Annotated in this window: 18 protein-coding genes and 1 pseudogene; 10 read left to right on the top strand and 9 right to left on the bottom strand. The window is 65.4% G+C overall.

Translation table 11 applies throughout. The annotated features are described in order from the left end of the window. Positions 1-123: 123 nt before the first annotated feature. Positions 124-453 (bottom strand): hypothetical protein, encoded by a 330-nt coding sequence (locus GCN75_RS24080; protein ID WP_152258680.1) that lies wholly within the window; start codon positions 451-453, stop codon positions 124-126. A 161-nt stretch (positions 454-614) separates the two neighbouring features. On the opposite strand from GCN75_RS24080, the gene GCN75_RS24075 reads away from it, so the two are divergent. Next, positions 615-2,276: a SulP family inorganic anion transporter gene (locus GCN75_RS24075; RefSeq protein WP_152284647.1), complete on the top strand. Its 1,662-nt coding sequence runs from the start codon at positions 615-617 to the stop codon at positions 2,274-2,276. A gap of 48 nt (positions 2,277-2,324) precedes the next feature. Continuing rightward, entirely contained in the window at positions 2,325-2,945 is a 621-nt protein-coding gene (locus GCN75_RS24070; protein ID WP_152284646.1) for a ParB-like protein, read from the top strand. A 24-nt stretch (positions 2,946-2,969) separates the two neighbouring features. On the opposite strand, the gene GCN75_RS24065 is transcribed toward GCN75_RS24070, so the two are convergent. From GCN75_RS24065 to GCN75_RS24055, 3 genes are all read right to left on the bottom strand, one after another. Further along, positions 2,970-3,542, bottom strand: coding sequence for a DUF4337 domain-containing protein (locus GCN75_RS24065; RefSeq protein ID WP_193317634.1), 573 nt, complete (start codon positions 3,540-3,542; stop codon positions 2,970-2,972). A 256-nt stretch (positions 3,543-3,798) separates the two neighbouring features. Then, on the bottom strand, positions 3,799-4,413 hold the full coding sequence (gene gstA / locus GCN75_RS24060) for a glutathione transferase GstA (RefSeq protein ID WP_152284644.1): 615 nt from the start codon (positions 4,411-4,413) through the stop codon (positions 3,799-3,801). 109 nt (positions 4,414-4,522) lie between these two features. Next, positions 4,523-5,419, bottom strand: a complete 897-nt coding sequence (locus tag GCN75_RS24055) for a LysR family transcriptional regulator (RefSeq protein WP_152284643.1) — start codon at positions 5,417-5,419, stop codon at positions 4,523-4,525. A 93-nt stretch (positions 5,420-5,512) separates the two neighbouring features. Here GCN75_RS24055 and GCN75_RS24050 point away from each other — a divergent pair, with 93 nt between their 5' ends. Together GCN75_RS24050 and GCN75_RS24045 are read left to right on the top strand one after the other, a co-directional pair. After that, positions 5,513-6,916: an MFS transporter gene (locus GCN75_RS24050; RefSeq protein ID WP_152284642.1), complete on the top strand. Its 1,404-nt coding sequence runs from the start codon at positions 5,513-5,515 to the stop codon at positions 6,914-6,916. 279 nt (positions 6,917-7,195) lie between these two features. Then, positions 7,196-7,999: a TOTE conflict system archaeo-eukaryotic primase domain-containing protein gene (locus GCN75_RS24045; RefSeq protein ID WP_152284641.1), complete on the top strand. Its 804-nt coding sequence runs from the start codon at positions 7,196-7,198 to the stop codon at positions 7,997-7,999. A 126-nt stretch (positions 8,000-8,125) separates the two neighbouring features. Here the strand turns inward: GCN75_RS24045 and GCN75_RS24040 are convergent, their stop codons facing one another. Then, entirely contained in the window at positions 8,126-8,650 is a 525-nt protein-coding gene (locus GCN75_RS24040) for a nuclear transport factor 2 family protein (protein ID WP_152284640.1), read from the bottom strand. Between the two features lie 253 nt (positions 8,651-8,903). Then, the gene (locus GCN75_RS29330; RefSeq protein ID WP_193317633.1) at positions 8,904-9,086 is read right to left on the bottom strand and encodes a hypothetical protein; all 183 of its coding nucleotides are present in this window, start codon (positions 9,084-9,086) and stop codon (positions 8,904-8,906) included. Positions 9,087-9,858: 772 nt separating this feature from the next. On the opposite strand from GCN75_RS29330, the gene GCN75_RS24030 reads away from it, so the two are divergent. Further along, positions 9,859-10,410 carry a phospholipase D family nuclease gene (locus GCN75_RS24030; RefSeq protein ID WP_405002836.1) on the top strand — a complete coding sequence of 184 codons (552 nt, stop codon included), beginning with the start codon at positions 9,859-9,861 and terminating at the stop codon, positions 10,408-10,410. On the opposite strand, the gene GCN75_RS24025 is transcribed toward GCN75_RS24030, so the two are convergent. Further along, positions 10,411-11,307, bottom strand: a complete 897-nt coding sequence (locus GCN75_RS24025; protein WP_152284638.1) for a LysR family transcriptional regulator — start codon at positions 11,305-11,307, stop codon at positions 10,411-10,413. It lies immediately after the preceding gene. A gap of 130 nt (positions 11,308-11,437) precedes the next feature. Between GCN75_RS24025 and GCN75_RS24020 the strand changes: the two genes are divergently transcribed. The 3 genes from GCN75_RS24020 to GCN75_RS24010 all read left to right on the top strand — a co-directional run bounded on the left by GCN75_RS24020 (position 11,438) and on the right by GCN75_RS24010 (position 14,026). Next, a complete protein-coding gene (locus tag GCN75_RS24020; protein WP_152284637.1) occupies positions 11,438-12,595 on the top strand; it encodes an agmatine deiminase family protein in 1,158 nt (385 codons plus the stop codon). A 22-nt stretch (positions 12,596-12,617) separates the two neighbouring features. Beyond that, a complete protein-coding gene (locus tag GCN75_RS24015) occupies positions 12,618-13,727 on the top strand; it encodes an agmatine deiminase family protein (protein ID WP_152284636.1) in 1,110 nt (369 codons plus the stop codon). Between the two features lie 95 nt (positions 13,728-13,822). Next, positions 13,823-14,026 carry a hypothetical protein gene (locus tag GCN75_RS24010; protein ID WP_152284635.1) on the top strand — a complete coding sequence of 68 codons (204 nt, stop codon included), beginning with the start codon at positions 13,823-13,825 and terminating at the stop codon, positions 14,024-14,026. A gap of 90 nt (positions 14,027-14,116) precedes the next feature. Here the strand turns inward: GCN75_RS24010 and GCN75_RS24005 are convergent, their stop codons facing one another. Beyond that, positions 14,117-15,178 (bottom strand): NAD(P)H-dependent flavin oxidoreductase, encoded by a 1,062-nt coding sequence (locus tag GCN75_RS24005; protein ID WP_152284634.1) that lies wholly within the window; start codon positions 15,176-15,178, stop codon positions 14,117-14,119. An 87-nt stretch (positions 15,179-15,265) separates the two neighbouring features. Between GCN75_RS24005 and GCN75_RS24000 the strand changes: the two genes are divergently transcribed. Together GCN75_RS24000 and GCN75_RS23995 are read left to right on the top strand one after the other, a co-directional pair. Further along, complete coding sequence (locus GCN75_RS24000) at positions 15,266-16,141, top strand: LysR family transcriptional regulator (RefSeq protein ID WP_152284633.1); 876 nt, start codon at positions 15,266-15,268, stop codon at positions 16,139-16,141. Continuing rightward, positions 16,072-16,809: a YbfB/YjiJ family MFS transporter gene (locus tag GCN75_RS23995; protein ID WP_405002835.1), complete on the top strand. Its 738-nt coding sequence runs from the start codon at positions 16,072-16,074 to the stop codon at positions 16,807-16,809. The genes GCN75_RS24000 and GCN75_RS23995 overlap by 70 nt, the downstream gene beginning before the upstream one ends. Here the strand turns inward: GCN75_RS23995 and earP are convergent. After that, positions 16,742-16,893, bottom strand: a pseudogene (earP, locus tag GCN75_RS29670) (elongation factor P maturation arginine rhamnosyltransferase EarP); the annotation flags it as partial. The gene GCN75_RS23995 and the pseudogene earP overlap by 68 nt on opposite strands.

Below are 16,893 nucleotides of genomic sequence, written 5' to 3'. Positions count from 1 at the left end.
CAATGGCGAAGGCGGGCATTTTCGCACAGAGCTGCATGCCGCGGGCGGCGGGAACGCGTTGCCATGGGGCGGCCGTTGCAGCGCGCCGTTGGCGCACCGTGCAACGCCGCCCCTTGCGTCAAATCACTTTCCGATCTGTTTGCTGACCACATTTTCCTGCTGGTTCAGCGCGCGCTGGTCCGCCTTGGTGATATGGCCGTTGTCGAGCTTGGCCATGCTGCGCTCTTCGCGGCGGATGCTGCGGTCCTCGCGGTGCAGGGCGGCCGCCTGTCCCTTGCTGATTTCGCCTTCCTTGACTTCCTTGTGGATGCGCGCGTTCTGATGCGCGAGGCGGTTGTTCACCTGCTCGCGGCGGGGATGGTTTTTCTGCCAGGTCGTTTCTGCGGCAAAGCTGCTGGCGGCAGCCGAGGCAAGCACGATTACGGTGATGGCGGACAGGACGGTGGTTTTCATTGTAGTCTCCAGGTGGTCGATCAGGGATGTCACACTGCCTGAACGCGCTGCCGGGGCCGCCGGTAGACAGTTTTTATGTATAAAATGTAAGCAAATGTGGCCGGAAACACCGTTTTGCCGCATCATGGAGCCGATGAGCGCCACCCACCAGGAGCATCGCCATGAGCGCACCGGCTGCGACGCAAACGAACCGCTGGCAGGATGTCAGCGCGGGCCTGTCGATCGCCGGCCTGCTGCTGCCGGAAGCGGTGGCGTATGCCAGCATCGGCAACCTGGCGCCGCAGGCGGGCATCCTGGCCCTGTTTGCGGGCCTGCTGTGCTATGGCGTGCTGGGCACGAGCCGCTTTGCCATCGTTTCGGCCACGTCGTCGTCGGCCGCCGTGCTGGCTGCGGCCATGGCTTCCCTGGCGGGCGGCACGGCGGGCCACCGGCTCATGCTGATGGCGGGCCTGGTGATACTGACGGGCGGGTTCTTCCTGCTGGCCTGGGTGGCCAGGCTGGGCAGCGTCACGCAATTCATCGCCAAGCCCGTGCTGCGGGGCTTTTCCTTCGGCCTGGCCATCGTGATCATCGTGAAACAGCTGCCCGGCGTGCTGGGCGTGCAGCCGCCGCAGGGCGACATGCTGCATCTCGTTCCCGGCCTGCTGGCGCGGGCAGGGCAGTGGAACGGGCGCGGCGCGGCCCTGTGCGGGGCGGCGCTGCTGTTGCTGTTCCTGCTGCGGGGCAGGCAGCGCTGGCCCGCCGGCCTGATCGTCATCGCGCTGGGCATGGCCGCCGGCCAGTGGCTCGACTTGCCGGGCCACGGCGTGGCCCTGGTGGGCGCCATCGATATCAGCCTGGCCATGCCCGTGCTGCCGCGCCTGACGCAGGAGGAATGGACGCGCCTGGCCGAACTGGCGTTTGCGCTGGCGCTGATCCTGTATGCGGAATCGTATGGCGCCATCCGCAGTTTTGCCTTGAAGCATGGCGACCCCGTGGCGCCCGAGCGCGACTTGCTGGCGCTGGGCGCGGCAAACGTGGTGGCGGGATTGCTGCAAGCCATGCCGGTGGGCGCCGGCTATTCGGCCACGTCGGCCAACGAGGCGGCGGGCGCCACCTCGCGCCTGGCGGGACTGGTGGCGGCCGCCGTGGTGGGGCTGATCGTGCTGACCCTGCTGCCGCTGGTGGCGCTCACACCCGTGCCCGTGCTGGCCGCCGTCGTCATCCACGCCGTCAGCCATACCCTCAATCCCGTGGCGCTGCGGCCGTATTTCGCCTGGCGCCGCGACCGCCTGCTGGTGCTGGCGGCGATTGCCGGCGTGCTGCTGTTCGGCGTGCTCGACGGCTTGCTGGTGGCCATCGCCATCAGCCTGCTGCTGATGCTGCGCCGCCTGTCGCGGCCCGGCATGTCCGTGCTGGGGCGGCTGGGCGACAGCCACGACTACGTGAAGCTGGCGCTGCACCGCGATGCCCGCGCACAGCCGGCGCTGCTGATACTGCGCCTCGACGAGCCCCTGTTCTTCGTCAATGCCGAGCGCAGCCTGCATCTGGCGCGCGCCCTGGTGGAAGAGCGGTCCGGTCCGCTGCGCCAGGTGATCCTCAGCCTGGAAGAGTCGCCGGACCTCGATGGCAGCAGCGTCGAAGCCTTGCGCGACTTTGCCGCGTTCGTGCGTGGGCGGGGACTGGGCCTGGCCTTGGCGCGGCTGAAGGAGCCCGCATGCACGGTGCTGCAGCTGGCGCTGCAGGACATGCTGGCCGCCGAAGGGGGGCCGGCGCTGCTGCTCAGCGAATTGAGCGTGGCCGAAGCCGTGCGCCTGCTGGCCGCCGCCACGCCTGAAAAGTAGCGGCGACTATGCTACGCTGGCGGCCAGGCCACGCATCTGGGAGATAGTATGACAAGCGCGAAACCGCAACTGGTCAAGGGAAGGCTGAACAAGCTGCTGCCCACGCAGATCACGGTCGGCATGGCCGAGGTGGCGCTCAAGCGCGCGCACTGGGCCAGCCTGGGCAGGAAGGCGCGGACGGCGGCGCTGGCCGATCACTGGTTTCCCAGCATCATAGGCCCGGAAGGGCGCCACTACATCGTCGACCATCACCATTTCGGCCTGGCGCTGCACCAGGAAGGCGTGAAAACCGTCAGCCTGATGATATTGAAGGATTTATCGTGGCTGGAACCGCTGCACTTCTGGCATGTGATGGACCACCACCAGTGGGTGCACCCGTACGACAGCGAAGGCTTGCGCCGCGATTTTTCCGCCATCCCCCGGCACCTGAGCGCCTTGCACGATGATCCCTACCGCAGCCTGGCCGGCGAATTGCGCAGCGCGGGCGGCTACGCCAAGGACGTGACGCCGTTCAGCGAATTCCTGTGGGCCGATTTCTTCCGCAGCCGCATCGCGCCCACCATGCTGAAAAAAAACTTCCCCAAGGCCCTGGCGCAAGCGATGAAGCTGGCGCGCAGCCAGCAGGCGCGCTATTTGCCCGGCTGGAGCGGCGTCGTGCCGCCCGCCTGAACCACCCGCCTGAACAACGGGCCGTTACAGCAGGAAGGCGCTGCCGGCCGCCAGTATGCCGGCCGCCGCCGCGCCCACGGAACCCCACAGCAGCCAGCGGCGCCGCGTCAGCACGGTGATGGCGGCCAGCGCCACGGCGATCTGGATGAAGGTCAGGGCCATGGCCAGCCGTTCGTGCGGGCGCAGCTTGGCTTCCGATTCCTCGCCCAGCTTTCTCGATTGCTCTTCCAGCTGGCGCGCCTGCGCCTGCACCAGCGCCTTTTCCCGTTCCTGCCTGGCCTGTTCCGCCAGGAAGCGGGCCCGCACCTCGGGTACACTGGCCAGCGCGGCCGTCGCTTCGGCAATATGGCCCTTCGTCGACTTCGCCTGGTACAAGGCCCACTGGTCGCTGGCCTGCGCCTGCTTGAGGATGCTCTCGTTCTTCAGGAACATGGCCTCGTTCTGCGCATTGCCGCTCTGGTAGCTGATCAGGGCGCCGATGGTGGCGAGAATGGCCGTCATCAGGGCGATTTTCTGCGTCAGGCCATCGCGTTCCTTCTCCGTTGCCTCTTCCACGGCGTGTTCATGGGGGCTCGGTACTTCATATTCTTCTTCCATGACGGATCTTTCGCAGGAGCAGGTGGGAGGAAACGAACTGGCAGCGCACGGACGCCAGCATGACGATACTACCGCATCTGCCGTACAAGCCGGCGGGCGCCGTCCCATGGCGCGAGCGGGCAGGAGCGGCTAGCGTACGGCGCACCCGTTCCTCCCTGAACGACGGCACGGAAACCGTGCGCGCCGCTGCGGCTGACCATCATGGCGGTGCACGGCCAGCCGGCAAAGGCGTGGCCCGTGCACGGGACCATGGCGCTCAAGCGGCCTTGGCCAGCCCTTCCGCTTCCCAGGCCGCCTTGACGCTGTCGCGCTGGGCCACTTTGCCCAGGAAGGCTTGCAGATGCGTGAGCGCGGACAGATCCACGCCCAGGCCTGGGGCCCAGCCCGTGATGACGAACAGATAGGCGTCGGCAACCGTGAACGTGTCACCCGTCAGGTAGGCGCGGCCTTCCAGGCGGCTGTCGATCCACTTGTATTTCTTGCCCAGCTGCTCGATGAACAAGGCCTTGGTGGCCGCGTCGATGCGGGGATCGAACAGGGGGCTGAACGACTTGTGCAGCTCGGACGTGATGTAGTTCTGCCATTCCAGCACCTTGTAACGGGCAAGGCTGCCCACGGGCGGCAGCAGATCCTGCCTGCCGGCCTGTTCGGCGACGTACTGGGCGATGACGGGGCCTTCGCTCAAGGCCGTGCCATCGTCGAGCGCCAGCAGCGGCACCTGGCCTTTCGGGTTCTGTTCGTAGTAATTGCCGCCGTCCTGCGTGCGGTGCTGGCCCAGGTCGACCTTGACCAGGGTGAACGGCGTGCCCGTTTCGCGCAGGATGATGTGCGGTGCCTGCGAGCAGGCGCCCGGCGAGTAGAAGAGTTTCATGACGATCCTTGAACAGGTGGGAAAGAAGCCACTATAGTCCTGCCTGGGCGCACGGTAAACGCGTGTTCGTGCAATTCACAGTTCACTGCGGGTAAAGGATTGCGCTGGCTCAAACCCCGCGATAGCGCAAGGCGTCGAGCAGCACGGTAAACGCGGGCGACGGGTGGCGCCGGCTCGGGTAGTACAGCTTGTAGCCCGCATAGGCGGGGCACCAGTCGTCCAGCACGCGGACCAGGCGGCCATCGGCCAGGCAGGGCAGCACCGCATCTTCCGGCATGCAGGCCAGGCCCAGGCCATCGAGGGCCGAATGCAGGCGCAGGGCCAAATTGTTGACGATCATCTGCCCCTCCACCCGCACTTTCAGTTCCTGCCCGTCCTTGGCAAATTCCCAGGCAAACAGGCCGCCCAGGGTGGGCAAACGCATGTTGATGCAGTTGTGCGCCATCAAGTCCTGCGGCGTGACGGGCGCCGGATGGCGGCTGAAATACGCGGGCGAGGCGACGATGGCCATGCGGAAATCCGGGCCGATGGGCATGGCGATCATGTCCTTGGCCACTTGCTCGCCCAGCCGCACGCCCGCGTCGCAGCGCGCGGCCACGATATCGGTCATGCCGTTGTCGACGACGATTTCGATGTTGATGTCCGGATACTGGGGCAGCAAGCGGGCGATGGCCGGCTGCAGCACCGTCAGCGCCGAGTGCTCGCCCGCGCTGATGCGGATGTTGCCGGCCGGCTTGTCGCGCCGTGCGCTGAGCAGGGCCAGCTCCGCCTCGATCTCGTCGAAGCGGGGCGCCACCGTGCGCAGCAGCTGTTCGCCCGCTTCCGTGGGCGAGACGCTGCGCGTGGTGCGCACCAGCAGGCGCAAATCGAGCCGTGCCTCCAGCGCGCGCACCGTCTGGCTCAGCGCCGACTGCGACACGCCCAGCTTGCCCGCCGCCCGGGTAAAACTGCCTTCGCGGGCCACGGCCACGAAGGCGAGGATGTCGTTGAAGTTGGTTTGTGCCATGGCGGATGTCTTTCCAATTCATTAGTTGCGCTAATAAGTTCATGCAGACTTTACCATCTATTCATCGTAATGCATACGGCTTACAGTGACGGCATGAACAATCCGCCAGCTGCTACTCCCTCCGCCGCGCCGCACAAGGCGGCCATCCTCGCCATCATCCTCGTCAGCTACGTGATGATCGTGCTCGACACGTCCATCGTGCTGACGGGCTTGCCGAAAATCCACCAGGAACTGGGCTTTACGGATACGGGCCTGGCCTGGGTGCAAAGCGCCTACACCCTGACCTTTGGCGGCTTGCTGCTGCTGGCCGCGCGCGCCGGCGATATCCATGGCCGGCGGCGCCTGCTGCAGCTGGGCCTGGTGTTGTTTACCGTGGCGTCGCTGGCCATCGGCCTGGCGCAGTCGCCGGCCATGCTGGTCGCCGCACGCGCCATCCAGGGCGTGGGTGCGGCCATCGTGGCGCCATCGACCTTGGCCTTGCTGCAAACCACGTTTACGCAAGGGCGCGAACGCACGCGCGCCATCGCCCTGTACAGCGCCGTGGCGGGCATTGCCGCCAGCGTGGGCCTGGTGCTGGGCGGCGTGCTGGCCGAATGGCTGTCCTGGCGCGTGGGATTTTTCATCAACCTGCCCATCGGCGCCGCCATGCTGGCGGCAACCCGCCGCTACCTCGCCGAGAGTGAAATGAAGCAGGGTCGCTTCGACGTGGCCGGCGCGGCCAGCTCCACCGTCGGCATGGCGGCCCTCGTGTACGGTTTGATCCGCTCGGCCGGCGCCGGCTGGGGAGACGGTCTGACGCAGGGTGCATTGGCGGCGGGCGTGCTGTTGCTGGCCGCTTTCATCGCCATCGAGCGGCGTGCCGCGCACGCGATCCTGCCGCTGCGCCTGTTTGCCAGCCGCCAGCGCAATGCCGCGTACGGAGCCCGCGTGCTGTTCCTGGGCGCCATGATCGGTTTCTTCTTTTTTACCACGCAATTCCTGCAAGTGGTGCTCGGCTATCCGCCATCGTTGACGGGCCTGGCCTTCCTGCCCATGACCCTGGTGAACTTTGGCGTGGCCCTGTGCGTGCCGCGCCTGACGCGCCGCCTGGGCAATGCGCGCCTGCTGGCCGTGGGACTGGCGACAACGGCGCTGGGCATGGCATGGCTGAGCCGCGTCGATGCGGGCACGGCTTACTGGCTGGGCGTGGCCTTGCCCATGGTGCTGATCGGCGCGGGCCAGGGCATGGCCTTGAGTCCGCTGACGGCGGCCGGCGTGGCCGGCGTGCCCGCGCAGGATGCGGGCGCCGCCTCGGGCCTCGTCAACGTGGCGCACCAGATGGGCAATGCGCTGGGACTGGCGGTGCTGGTGGCCGTGGCCGGCCTGGGCGCAAGCCAGCTGGCGGGCGTGCCGCTGCTGGCGCACCGCGTTACGGTAGCCCTGGGCGGCGCCAGCGCCATGCTGGCACTGGCCTTGCTGCTGGTGCTGTCCGCCAGGACGGAAGGCAAGGTGGCTTGAGGCCAGGCGGCCACTGCCGACTTCAGGCTTGGCCGCCGAGACTGCCTCCGCCATCGACTGCGACTCCCTGGCCTGTCAACTAACTGGCTAGCGCCGATAACCGGAAAGCAACTGTGGCGGCCATTTCATCGGGCTGTCCAAGGCGCCGCATGGTTATCGTTGCAAGGTCGGACGGGCGGGGCAGGCGGCCGGCTTGCCTGCGCGCTGAGATCCATGGCGCGGGGAGGCTATAATCTGGGCACGTTGACAAGTGTTGCTCAACGTCATTACGAGGCTGCCATGCATAAACTGATTTCCGAACTCACCCGCCTGTATCTGTTCGATGAACAGCAGCAATACGTCGATGCGGATGGCGGCGCGCAGCCGCTGACGCCGGCCGTGCTGGCACGCCATCTGTCGGGCGAGCAGACGGTAGCGGTGCGCCTCGTGACCGGGAGCGGCCTGGCGCGCGCGCTGGTGCTGGAATTCGGCGGCAAGGGCGGCGGCGAAGCGCACTGGAGCGCGCTGTGCACGATCGCCAATGCCGTGCAGCACGAGCTGGATTTGCCGGCGCCCGCCGTCAGCATCTCGGGTTCGGCATTCCAGTTATGGCTGTCGCTGGCCACGCCCGTGCCCGTCGCCCAGGCGCGCCAGTTCGCGCAACTGCTGCGCTCGACCTTTCTACCTGCCTCGACCGACATCCTCGCCGTCGCGCCGCCCGCTTTCGTGGAGCAGGTGGCGCTGCCGCCTTGCCTGCAGCCGTCCGGCAAGTGGGCCGCCTTCATCCACCCCAGCATGGGCGCCGCCTTCGTCGACGAACCGGGCCTGGACATGGCCCCGCCGCCCGCCGCGCAGCTGGGCTTCCTGGAAAGCTTGCGCAGCATCAACCCGGCCCAGTTCGCGCAGGCGCTGGCGCAGTTGCAGGGGCATGCGGGGTTGGCCGAGGCAGTGCCTGCCGCCGCTCCCGCTCCCGTCGCCCCATCACCAGCGATCGCGCCCGCTACCCAGCCAGGCTTGCTGTTGCAGGACGCCACCCTGGAAGACATCGTGCGCTGGCTGCACGCGCGCAACATCGAACCCACGTTCCGGCACCGGCTGCCGTAACCGCCGCATGCCTGGCATGAGGCGGACAGGCAGTAAAGCCGGGCACACAACGATGGAGTCGGACGCAAGTGATATGGGCCGATATTCTGCAGACAGACTGGGTCTGCCAGTCTTCTTTGTCCATTGCTAGTTTGGTGCCGAATGCGCGTAGCTGATGATGCGCGAGACACGCCATTGCTTGCCATCCTGCTGCCAAATATGCATGAATTTCGCCACCGTGGTCAATTTTTCCGGTTTGCCCGGCAGAGTCCTGTAAAAATTATGCGTGCCGATTTCAACGGCACCATAATTTTTAATTGGATGGACTTCAAGACTGGCCTTGACTAATTCACGCCGCAGCTCACCGTTTTTCGATTGCTCGGCACAGCGCATTTTCAAGCCTTCCGCCTGAGAATCGGCCGACAGCATGAGGCCACCTTCGTCATGGTAAAACTCGACATCCGGAGTCAGGTAATTTGTAAATGCGGCGACATCGCAGGCATTGAAAGCACCGAACAAGGCTTCATCCATGTGTTCTATTTGTTTCTTTAATTGCTCCGGCGCTTTTGAGAACGATTGCTGATGTGCCGTTTCATTCGAAGTGGAGCAGGCAGCTAGAGCGGCGAGCGACGCCGCTGCGAGGCAAGAGCGCGCGGATACAGATTTCCACATGAGTTGTTCCTTTTAGAATTGGATGAAAGTTATCGGCGGCTGGCTGTCTCTATTCGTGCAGGCCGATTTTATGGAAAATGTGACATGCTTGATGTAAATTGCGACGGACTGCGCGAATCGAGGGATGAGTTGCATCTCGGGTTTTTCAACAGGGGGCGTTGTATATCGCCGGGCAGTGGCCGCAGCCAGATGCGCACGTTCGAATGGTTGTGTCTTGCCGCCTATTGCCTTATACCTTATCGTTTCCCGATTTTTACAGTACTTTTCTGCGATTATGCTCAACGCCAATTACACATCCGAAAACATCTGCCGAGCGCTTGGCCTTGGCGGCTTTGCAAACGATTGGCAACTGGCCAAAGCTGAGGAAGGCATTCGCGTTTTGTTGGCGCCAGCGTTTCATCGAGAGATCTGCATCTCCATATGCCGTACGGCGCATGTGGTTTCTGTTTCAGTGGTAACGGCACTGTCTCAAATCTGGCTTCAAGACTGGCCTGTGCCACAGCTGGCACAGGTTGCTTGGGGGCGGCATCTGCCAACGACGGCAACCGGCCAGCAACAGGTGCTCCAGCCAGTATCTATCGTATTGAATAGACCGCAATAATGCGGTATGGCCCAGGCCCGCATGCGGGAAATCCATTGTTTTCTATTGCCTGCCTGGCTACATGGAATGTGTTGAATAGACAATGCTGATTGGTGGGAAGCGTCGCAGCGAAGGAATTGCACGAGAGGGGAGAGCATTCCGGTGAGGTATGGCACGTAAAAAGGTTACGTCGAAACCCTCCAAAACGTTGGTTTGAGGTAAGACAACGTTCAGTTCGAATGAGGACTCGGGTTCGAAGGTTCTCCATTCTCTGCTCTCACCGTCAAATTCTTCTTCGAATACTTCATAGTAGAAGAGCTTGAGGCCGTCGAGTACAATCGCATTGTCGGCCGCCAGTTTGATCATGACGGACGGTGAGTCGAAAAGCCAATATCCGTTGTGTTTCCAGTCGCTTATATAGTCCGCAAAGTTCGTGGAAACGCAAGCGCTTAGTGAATATACGTCGGTAACGTTTGGTGCATGCAGCCATTCAGGTCGCGATGCCACGTCTTTGTAGAGATAAGCTATGGGGCGCATTTGGGCATGGCGAAGTTGTGTTTGTCTGCGCTGGGTGTAGCGTCTTGTAGAATTCTACTCATTGAAACAGGGGAATGCCAGCGTGAAGAACATCCTGCTTGCCGTTGCGCTGTGCCTGGCCGCGGGCGTGTCGCCGGCGTCACCAGTATCGCTTGCCGCCGACGCCGCGCTCACGGTCACCATCGAGAACGCGTTTTCGCCCGATGGCGGGGCGGAGGCGCTGGTGCTCAAGGTCATCGATAGCGCGGCGTCGAGCATCCGGCTGGCCGCTTATTCGTTCAGCTCGCCCCATGTGGTCGAGGCCTTGCTGCGCGCGCGCCAGCGGGGCGTGGACATCAGGGTGCTCGTCGATGCGCGGCGCAACGCGCGCAAGAACAGCCGGGCCGCCTTGAACCGGCTTGTCGATGCGGGTATTCCCACCCGCATCATTTCCCGCTACGCGCTGCATCACGACAAGTACATCGTTGCCGATGGCGTGACCGTGCAGAACGGCAGCTTCAATTACACGGCCGATGCCGCTACCGCCAACAGCGAAAATGTGCTCGTCGTGTGGCACAGCGCGGTCCTGGCCCAATCGTACCTGGCGCACTGGGAAAACCGCTGGGCCAGCGGCGTCGACTATGCGCGCGTGCCGCAGCCCTGATCACGCCCCCTGCGCCGCGCCTTGCGCACGCAGCCAGTCGAATACTTGCCCGACGATGGGCGAACGCGGGTGTTCCGCCACGCCCGACAGCCACCAGGTGGCGCCCGGCACCCTGGGGTAAGCGGGCAGCACGTGCAGCAGGCCGCGCGCCAGGCTGGCATCGACCAGCAGGCGCGGCAGGCAGGCGATGCCGCGCCCGTCGAGCGTAGCGTCCAGCAACAGGCGCGCGTCGTCGTAGATGGCCCGCTTGCGAAAGCGCGCCAGCGGACCCAGGAACAGGGTCGCCGTCGCATCGCCCGTCAAGCTTTCTTCCAGGCACACCAGATCCGCGTGCAGGTGATGCGCCTCCTGCGGCACGCCGGCCAGCCGCGCCGCCAGCTCGCTGTTGGCCACCATCACCCATTCATCGTGCAGCAGGGGGATTTCCTGCAAGTCCGGCTGCAGCAGGGGACGGTCGCCGATGGCGATATCGACGTCGATTTCATCGACGAAGCGGGCGCTCTCGTCCACCGACAGCAGCAGGCACAGTTCGGGCAGCTGCGCTTCCAGCGCCCGCAGCCGGGGCTGCAGCCAGCCGTGCAGCACGGGCGCCGGACACACCAGCACCACGAGACCGGGATCGAGATAGGTGGCGATGCGCCCCAGGCCGCTGCGCAGCACGGTCATCGAGCGCTGCACGCTGCGCAGCAGCACTTCGCCCGCCACCGTCAGCTCCACGCCCCGTCCCGCGCGGCGGAACAGCGGCTGCTTGACCTGTTCTTCCAGCAGTTGCACCTGATGGCTGATGGCCGATTGCGTCACGTGCAGTTCGTCGGCCGCGCGCGAAAAATTGCCGTGGCGGGCAGCCGCTTCAAAGCCCATCAATAACTTCAGCGAAGGAATGCGATGTTCTGACATATGAGAAAACTTAATGAATTAAAGCAAATCATATCATTTGTTTTCATATCTTGATCCCGCCACAATGCCGTGCATGCCAACGCATCGGCAAACGGTGCGCGGCACTCTGACTAACTAATCAAGGATGGATATGAATACACGTCGATATTTCTTGCGTCATTGCATGGTGGGTGGCAGCGCGCTGGCCATGGGCGGCATGCTGGCCGCGTGTGGCGGCGGTGCTGCGGAAGCCGGCCCCGTTACGCCCACGCCGCCCAGCATTAGCGGCGGTGGCGTCAATCAGGCCGACGGCTGGCGCATGCCCGACGAGGCCGAAGCCCACAAGGCGACGTGGATGGCGTATGGCGCCTCGAGCGCCGTGTGGACGCGCGCGCAAGTGCCGCAGGTGCAGCTGGCCCTCGTGCGCATCGCCAATGCGATAGCCGCCTACGAACCCGTCAACATGCTGGTGCGCCCGGCGGAACTGGCCAGCGCGCGGCAATTGCTCGACGCGCGCGTGAATCTGATTGCCGCCGAGATGGACGATTTATGGATGCGCGACACGGGCCCCGTCTTCGTGCGCAAGCCGAACGGCGAGCGGGCCGGCGTGAAGTTCAACTTCAATGGCTGGGGCAACAAGCAGCAGTTCGGCAAGGATGGGCAGGTGGCGGACATGGTCGCCGCCCAGGCCCGGGTGCCGCTGCTGGCCACGCGCCTGGTGCTGGAAGGCGGGGCGCTGGAAGTCGATGGCAAGGGCACGGCCATCATCACGGAAAGTTGCGTGCTGAACAATAACCGCAATCCGGGCTGGAGCAAGGCCGACTGCGAAGCGGAACTGCAGCGCCTGCTGGGCATCCGCAAGGTGATCTGGTTGCCAGGCATCAAGAACAAGGACATCACGGATGCCCATACGGACTTTTACGCCCGCTTCGTGCGCCCCGGCGTCGTGGTGGCGCACCGCGAGATGGACACGGAATCGTACGACTACGCGGTGACCCGCCGCCACCTGGAGATCTTGCGCGGCGCCACCGATGCCGATAATCAGCCGCTGCAGATCGTCGTCATCGACGGTCCCGAGAAAATTCGGCCCGGAAACAACCCGAACACCTTCGCCGCCGGCTATATCAATTACTATGCCACCAGCAGCGCCATTTTCCTGCCGGAATTCGGCGATGCGCAAGCGGACGCCAGCGCCAGGGCGCAGTATGCGCAGCTGTATCCTGGGCGCGCCGTGGTGCAGATCAATATCGATCCCATCGCGGCCGGCGGCGGCGGCATCCATTGCACCACGCAGCAGGAACCGGCATAAACGCGCATCACAGGAGAACAGCATGCAACGACGACATTTTCTCTCGGGCGCCATGGGCCTGGCGGCAGGCGCCGCCGTGGGCTTGCCCGCCATGCCTGCCTCGTCGGCCTCGTCGGCCCTGGCCGCAGGGGCCGGCTGGCGCATGCCCGACGAAGGCGAGCGCCACGCGGCCACGTGGATGGCCTTTGGCGCGAATGACGAGGTGTGGGGCAAGCGCCTGAAGGCGGGCGCGCAGGCGAACCTGGCGCGCATTGCGCAAGCGATTGCCAGCGTCGAACCCGTGCACATGCTCGTCAACGAGGAAGACTACGACGTGGCCGCTCGCCTGTGCGGCAACAAGGTCAAGCTGCTGGTGCAGCCCATCGACGACCTGTGGATGCGCGACACGGGCCCCGTCTTCGTCAGGAAGGCGGGCGGCGCGCTGGCCGGCGTGAATTTCAATTTCAATGGCTGGGGCGAAAAGCAGGATTATGACGACGATGCGCTGGTGGCTGGTTTTGTTGCAGGGCGCGCCGGCGTTGCCGTGCTGGAAAGTAGCCTGGTGCTGGAAGGGGGCGGCATCGAAGTCGATGGCCAGGGCACGGCCATCATCACGGAAAGCTGCGTGCTGAACGCCAACCGCAACCCTGGCGTCGGCAAGGCAAAGTGCGAGCAGGAACTGCACCGGCTGCTGGGCATCGAGAAAGTCATCTGGCTGCCCGGCATCGCGGGCCAGGACATCACCGATGGCCACACGGATTTCTATGCGCGCTTCTGCGCTCCCGGCGTCGTCGCGGCCGGCTTTGAAAACGACCCTGCTTCGCCCGAGCGCGCCGTCACCCAGCGCCACCTCGACATCCTGCGCAAGGCCACGGATGCGCGCGGCCGTCCGCTGCAGGTGGTGGTCCTGCCCGGTCCGGGGCAGGTGCGCCCGCAATATGAAAACAAGGATTTCGCCGCCGGCTACATCAATTTCTATGTCTGCAACGGCGCCGTGCTGTGTCCGGAATTCGGCGATGCGGCAGCCGACCGCAACACCAGGGCCATCCTGCGCGAACACTTCCCCGGGCGCGACATCGTGCAGTTGAACATCGACGCCATCGCGGCCGGCGGCGGCGGCATCCACTGCACCACGCAGCAGCAGCCGGCGTAGACGCGGATCGCAGAGGGAAATTCGCTGCTTTCCTGATGCGTGGCTCGTGTAAGATTTGCCAGCCGCGCGCATGCGCTTACAAGAATGGGAAGAAAATGAATAGCTGGTCTCCTCGCACCGTCCGCGGACTGCTTTTTTTGGGTATCGGCATGTGTGCCTTTAAATTGCAGCCGGTGATGACTGCCGCCCTGGCCAGCTCATTGTTCTGGTCCGGCTTGTCGCGAGCGGGATTGAGCCTGGTCGGCATGGTCTGCCTGGCTGCCGGCGTTTATCTGCTGGCCACGCGGTATAAAAAATAGGACACGGGGCAGCCATCCGTCCACTGCCAGCCGCGCCTGGCAAGCCCGCAGGCTGTCCTTGTCCTACGTCGCCTCGACGCCATCCTGGAATCAGCGGGCCATTTCCCGCGCCAGGGTGGCCACCAGTTCCGCCGCGCCCATTTCCCGCGCCAGCGGGGCGCCCTGGCCAGCCCATTGCGCGGCAAATTCGCTGTCGCCGCGCAGGCTGGCCGCTGCATTCAGCTGTTTGGCGGCATCGTAGGCGACGGGATAGTCGGCCGGCGGCGGGCTGCCCGGCGCTTCGCCATGTGCGATCAGGCGGTTCACCATGCCCCGCGCCAGGCGGCCCGAGAGCACGCTGGTCAGCCGGGTGCTGGCCGCCCGCCCGCTTTTCAGGTTGGCGCGGTAGCCCGCATTGGCCGCCGACTCCGGGCATAGCACGAACGCCGTGCCCAGCTGGGCAGCCGCGGCGCCCAGGTCCAGCGCGGCGCGGATGCCTTGTCCATCCATGATGCCGCCGGCCGCGACGAGGGGCAGGGCGGTGCTGCCCGCCAGCAGGCGCAGCAGCACGGAAGTGCTGTGGCGCTCGTCCTGCGCCTGCGGATCGAAGACGCCGCGATGCCCGCCCGCTTCCACGCCCTGCGCCACGATGGCGTCGACGCCGGCCTGTTCGATGAGCAGCGCCTCGCGCACATTGGTGGCCGTGGCCATCGTGTAGATGCCCGCCTGGCGCAGGGCCGCGATCTGCTGCGCCGCCGGCAAGCCGAAATGGAAGCTGACGACGGCGGGACGCAGTTCCAGCAGCAGGTCGAATGCCGCAGCATGGCCGATGAAGGTTTGATAGATCTCGTCCAGCTGCGTGGGCAGGGCCGCGCCCAGCTCCGCAAACAGGGGCGCCAGATGGGCCAGCCAGGCCGCTTCGCGCCGCGCATCCCTGACGGCCGGCGCATGGCAGAACACATTCACATTGAAGGGCTTGTCCGTCAGCGCGCGCGTGTCCGCGATCATCTGGCGCGCCTGCGCCGCCGTGCCCGCGCCGATGGCCAGGGAACCCAGGCCGCCCGCATCCGAGACGGCAGCGGCCATGCGCGGCGTGGAGACGCCCGCCATCGGCGCCTGGATGATGGGGTATTGCAGGCCGAGGCGGTCGAGGAAGGGCTGGGATGAAGTCATGATGATTCCTTCATGAAGTTGAGGATGCTGCATTTAATTCGTATTTTGAGAATATAATAGCACAATCATTTTCAAAGAGAGAATACGATGGACCCGGAATCATTGCGGATTTTTTGCTCGGTCGCCAGTGAACTGAGCGTCACCCAGGCCGCCGCCCGCCTGGGCCGCGCGCCGTCCAGCGTCACCACGCGCATCCAGCAACTGGAAGCCGATATCGGCGCCGAACTGTTCGTGCGCACCAACAAGCGCATGGCCCTGACGGCGGCGGGCGAGCGTTTTCTCGAGTATGCGCAGCGCCTGCTGGCGCTGGCGGACGAGGCCCGGCATGTCGTCACGGGCGGGCGCGAGGGCGGTACCTTGCGCGTCGGCAGCATGGAAAGCACGGCGGCCAGCCGCTTGCCGGCCTTGCTGGCCGCCTATCATGCGCGGTATCCGGCGACGCGGCTGGCGCTGAGCACGGGGCCGTCGCGCCCCCTGATCGAGCAGGTGCGCACGGGCTTGCTCGATTGCGCGTTTGTTGCCTTGCCGCCAGCGTTCGGCGGCGCCGCCGCGCTGGATGAGCTGGGACTGGCATCGAGGGCCGTGTGGCGCGAGGAGCTGTGCCTGCTGCTGCCGGCCAGCGAAGCGCAGGCGCGGCGGGCCGCGGACGTGGCCGCGCGTTCGCTGGCGGCGTTTCCCCAGGGCTGCACCTACCGCGGCATCGCGGAAGACTTGCTGGGCGTGGCGGGCAGCACGCAGTGGCGGGTGCAGGAAATGAGTTCGTATCACACCATGATCGCCTGCGTGGCGGCCGGCGCCTGCGTGACCCTGCTGCCGGCCAGCGTGCTGGCGCTGTCGGACGCGCCGGCAAGCTTGAAAACCTTGCCCGCAGGGCAGATTGACACCGTGCTGGTGTGGCGCGCGGGCTTCGACGTGCCCGCGTTCCAGCACTTGCTGGCGCAACTCGGCGCGGCGGCGCCGTGAGCGGGGCCGCCAGGCTGCGCGCGGCCATCGCCGGGGCGGCCATCCTCGCCATCGGCATGGGCTTCGGCCGCTTTGCCTTCACGGCCATCTACCCGCACATGGTCAAGGAAGGCGTCTTGAGCTTGCGCGGCGGCAGCCTGGCCGCCTCGGCCAACTATGCTGGCTACTTGCTGGGCGCCATCCTGGCCATGCGCGCGCGGGCGCACAGCGCGCACCGGCTGTGTTTGTGGTCCGTGGCCGGCACGGCGCTGTGCCTGGGCGTGCTGGCCTTGCCCATGCCCGTCTGGCTCATCGTGACGGTGCGGGGCGTGGCGGGCGTCTTCAGCGCGCTGGCCATGGTGGCCGCCTCGCTGTGGCTGCTGGAGCAGCGCCGCCATGCGCGCGGCGCGCCGCTGCTGTATGCGGGCGTGGGGGCTGGCATCGCCGTGTCGGCCGAATTGCTGGTGCTGGCATCGTACCTGGGCTGGCACAGTGCCGGCATGTGGCTGTTGCTGGCCGGCGTCACCGCGCTGGCGGGACTGGCGGCCGCGCCCGCCGCAGACTATAGAAAAACTAAATCCATGAAACATCCCCTGCCGCTCCAGGCCTTGCGCGCCTTTGCTGCGGCGCGCACTGCGCCATGGCGGCGATATAGCCGGGCGGAATGTCGCAGGCAAAAAACTCGATGACGATATCGGCGACATCGGCGGGCGCAAACACGCCATCCTGGCCGTCGACCAAGGCGCCGGACCCGTACTTGAACAAGGTGGTCG

The organism is Janthinobacterium violaceinigrum, assembly GCF_009208555.1.
Classification (GTDB): Bacteria; Pseudomonadota; Gammaproteobacteria; order Burkholderiales; family Burkholderiaceae_D; genus Janthinobacterium; species Janthinobacterium violaceinigrum.
The sequence above is the reverse complement of the archived record's forward strand: the minus strand, read 5'-3'. Positions and strand labels throughout refer to the sequence as shown.

Coding starts and splice junctions, on each gene's coding strand:
- GCN75_RS24080 (WP_152258680.1), bottom strand. CDS start 453: ATGAAAACCACCGTCCTGTCCGCCATCACCGTAATCGTGCTTGCCTCG.
- GCN75_RS24075 (WP_152284647.1), top strand. CDS start 615: ATGAGCGCACCGGCTGCGACGCAAACGAACCGCTGGCAGGATGTCAGC.
- GCN75_RS24070 (WP_152284646.1), top strand. CDS start 2,325: ATGACAAGCGCGAAACCGCAACTGGTCAAGGGAAGGCTGAACAAGCTG.
- GCN75_RS24065 (WP_193317634.1), bottom strand. CDS start 3,542: ATGGAAGAAGAATATGAAGTACCGAGCCCCCATGAACACGCCGTGGAA.
- gstA (WP_152284644.1), bottom strand. CDS start 4,413: ATGAAACTCTTCTACTCGCCGGGCGCCTGCTCGCAGGCACCGCACATC.
- GCN75_RS24055 (WP_152284643.1), bottom strand. CDS start 5,419: ATGGCACAAACCAACTTCAACGACATCCTCGCCTTCGTGGCCGTGGCC.
- GCN75_RS24050 (WP_152284642.1), top strand. CDS start 5,513: ATGAACAATCCGCCAGCTGCTACTCCCTCCGCCGCGCCGCACAAGGCG.
- GCN75_RS24045 (WP_152284641.1), top strand. CDS start 7,196: ATGCATAAACTGATTTCCGAACTCACCCGCCTGTATCTGTTCGATGAA.
- GCN75_RS24040 (WP_152284640.1), bottom strand. CDS start 8,650: ATGTGGAAATCTGTATCCGCGCGCTCTTGCCTCGCAGCGGCGTCGCTC.
- GCN75_RS29330 (WP_193317633.1), bottom strand. CDS start 9,086: ATGCGCCGTACGGCATATGGAGATGCAGATCTCTCGATGAAACGCTGG.
- GCN75_RS24025 (WP_152284638.1), bottom strand. CDS start 11,307: ATGTCAGAACATCGCATTCCTTCGCTGAAGTTATTGATGGGCTTTGAA.
- GCN75_RS24020 (WP_152284637.1), top strand. CDS start 11,438: ATGAATACACGTCGATATTTCTTGCGTCATTGCATGGTGGGTGGCAGC.
- GCN75_RS24015 (WP_152284636.1), top strand. CDS start 12,618: ATGCAACGACGACATTTTCTCTCGGGCGCCATGGGCCTGGCGGCAGGC.
- GCN75_RS24010 (WP_152284635.1), top strand. CDS start 13,823: ATGAATAGCTGGTCTCCTCGCACCGTCCGCGGACTGCTTTTTTTGGGT.
- GCN75_RS24005 (WP_152284634.1), bottom strand. CDS start 15,178: ATGACTTCATCCCAGCCCTTCCTCGACCGCCTCGGCCTGCAATACCCC.
- GCN75_RS24000 (WP_152284633.1), top strand. CDS start 15,266: ATGGACCCGGAATCATTGCGGATTTTTTGCTCGGTCGCCAGTGAACTG.